This is a genomic window from Pseudomonas sp. 05N434, assembly GCF_056396965.1.
Map to the genome: position 1 here is coordinate 1 of NZ_JBFTMK010000798.1, position 2,655 is coordinate 2,655.

A 2,655-nucleotide genomic window follows, 5' to 3' on the forward strand; every position below is an offset into this window, starting at 1 on the left:
ATGCACACCAGCACCAAAGATGCACAACACCTTCTCAGGCAACGACGCGCATCTACAAGCCATTAAAACAAAGGCAGATATTTTCATATCTGCCTTGTTATATGGAGCTCTTGAGCGGATTTGAACCGCTGACCTCACCCTTACCAAGGGTGTGCTCTACCAACTGAGCTACAAGAGCGTAACACTTTGCAGGACCTGCAAACCTGGAGCGGGTAGCGGGAATCGAACCCGCATCATCAGCTTGGAAGGCTGAGGTTCTACCACTAAACTATACCCGCGGAGCTTGCAGCTCTCGCTAAAAATGGTGGAGGGGGAAGGATTCGAACCTTCGAAGTCGTAGACGTCAGATTTACAGTCTGATCCCTTTGGCCGCTCGGGAACCCCTCCTAAGCGAGCCGGCATTCTATACTATGCCAGCCTTCTGTCAAGCATTTTCTCATTAAAAACCTGAGGTTAGCTGCGTTGACCTCGCTTCGCACCGTCAACCTTTAAAAGGTCTTCACTGCGAAGCGGGCGCCATTCTATGCAAACTATTCGACAGGTGCAACCCCCTCACACGGCATTATTTTATGTTTTAACTCATTGAATTCTTTAGAAAGGCTTTGCAACTGCAAGTCATCCAGCAAACGCCGGCTTTCCGGCGCCACACGCACCCAGTAACCCGCATATTCAGGGAGATCCTTCGGCAAGGGCTGAAACTTGATGTCCATGCCACTCAATCGATGCTCGATTGCCTGAGCGACTTCCTGCCGGGCAGAACCGCCCAGATAGAGACAACTGCTTTCTGTCTGCGTGGATTTTCCTTTATCTCGGGTCGTATCAGTCGCCTCACTCAACAAACGAATGTCCTGCTGAGAGCCCCGATACATACTCAAGGGGGTCACATCCTTCGCGCGAAGCGGGGCCTCCTGTTGGTGCCAGACGTAATAGAACACATTGAGAACAAGCAGCAGCAGGAACAACCAACGCATAAAAACCTCAAGACAAGGGACACGCCATAGCCAACCCTACAAACACCAGATCTGGAACCACCCTGGCCCCAGGCACAATCTCGGAGACCAGATCAGCATCTCCTCCTGTGAGGAATACAGCGAAATCCTCCCCCCAATAACTGCGCGCCAAATCTAGCTGAGCCTGAACAAAGCCCCTCAACATCAGCACACAACCTCGCTCGACCGCCTCGACGGTAGTACGCCCAGGAATAAGACTCTCCAAAGCACGCTCGGCAGCAAGGTCGCCATAGCGGATTCTACGGGTATGAGTACGCAACTGGTTACGCATTAAGGGCATTCCCGGACAGATGAAGCCTCCAAGATGCTCGCCATCCCTAGCGACAAAATCAGCAGTGACCGCGGTACCGAAGTCGAGCACCAGACAAGCACCTGAAGCCAGGTGAAATCCTCCGAGCATTGCAAGCCAGCGATCAAGTCCTAGCCGCTCGAACTCTTCATAGCCATTACGAACCCCGGACATTTCGCGAGCCGGTGTGGCGCACACCACGGAAACGCCGAAAGCCTCTGTCAACGAAGAGATCAAGGCTCCGGTTTCTTCAGCGGTTCTGACACTCACTAACCGACAATGCTTGAGAGCGAGCCCACGGCGCGCMCCTGCCATAGATGATTTTGCTCCCACTCCGCCCGGATAGCCGGAAATCCGTCGACCTGGTGGCGACTCAAGTAGGCCCGGAGCATCACCCCCAACTTCGCAACCAGGTGATTGCGATCAACCGCCTTACCCGACTCGAGCCGCACGGACGTCCACTGCTGGTCAACCTCATCAGTCATCTGCATGTTCACATTGATCCCGACACCGATCACTACGTGACACACATCTGCAGGATCACCCACTAATTCGAGCAATATTCCAGCAATTTTTTTCTGACCAACCAGAACATCATTAGGCCACTTCAAACCCGCGCCTGAAATACCAAGCTCTCGCAAGGCCTGCAGTACGGCGAGCCCAACAACTAGACTCAAGCCTTCCAGTTGCCGCATCCCACCCTCAATGCGCAACACCAGGCTGTAATAGATGTTTTCTGCGAACGGACTCACCCACTTGCGTCCACGCCGTCCGCGACCGGCCGTTTGCCGCTCGGCAAGCACCAGAAATGGCGCGATCTGGCCACGCTCGATAGCGCGCAAGGCTTCAGCATTGGTAGAGTCAATTGAGTCGAGGACCAGGATGGGCCACTCACAGGAAGGCTCACGCGCGCATATCTCGACAGGGTCAAGCAGCGTCAATGGCGCAGCCAGCTGATAGCCGCGACCGCGCACTTTATGAATGGATAAGCCGAGCTCAGCCTCCAAATGCTGAAGCTGCTTCCATACAGCGCTACGACTGACGCCCAAGGCGACGCCCAGGGCCTGGCCCGAATGGAATCGGCCATCCTTAAGAAGCTTTAACAACGTCAGCATGCAAGTCTCGCCTCACAATGAGGCCCGCATGATAGCCATGCACCGAGCAGTTGCATAGAAACCCTAAACGTCAGTTTTCCTGCGGACAAAAAAAAACCCCTACCTGCATACGCAGATAGGGGTTTCGGAATTTAATCTTGACGATGACCTACTCTCACATGGGGAAACCCCACACTACCATCGGCGATGCATCGTTTCACTTCTGAGTTCGGGATGGGATCAGGTGGTTCCAATGCTCTAT

General features: G+C 53.9%; 1 protein-coding gene, 3 tRNA genes, 1 rRNA gene and 2 pseudogenes. All 7 read right to left on the reverse strand.

The window, feature by feature from the left end; translation table 11 throughout:
• Positions 1–102: 102 nt before the first annotated feature.
• Positions 103–178: transfer RNA gene (locus tag AC1DLB_RS29480), tRNA-Thr, on the reverse strand.
• 26 nt (positions 179–204) lie between these two features.
• Positions 205–278, reverse strand: a tRNA-Gly gene (locus AC1DLB_RS29485).
• Between the two features lie 24 nt (positions 279–302).
• Positions 303–387, reverse strand: a tRNA-Tyr gene (locus tag AC1DLB_RS29490).
• Between the two features lie 143 nt (positions 388–530).
• On the reverse strand, positions 531–971 hold the full coding sequence (locus AC1DLB_RS29495) for a hypothetical protein (protein WP_064620713.1): 441 nt from the start codon (positions 969–971) through the stop codon (positions 531–533).
• A gap of 7 nt (positions 972–978) precedes the next feature.
• Positions 979–1,599: pseudogene (locus AC1DLB_RS29500) on the reverse strand (pantothenate kinase); the annotation flags it as partial.
• Positions 1,578–2,414 (reverse strand): annotated as a pseudogene (birA, locus tag AC1DLB_RS29505) (bifunctional biotin--[acetyl-CoA-carboxylase] ligase/biotin operon repressor BirA); the annotation flags it as partial. The pseudogenes AC1DLB_RS29500 and birA, both read right to left, overlap by 22 nt.
• 135 nt (positions 2,415–2,549) lie before the next feature.
• Positions 2,550–2,655: ribosomal RNA gene (rrf, locus tag AC1DLB_RS29510) — 5S ribosomal RNA — on the reverse strand; the annotation flags it as partial.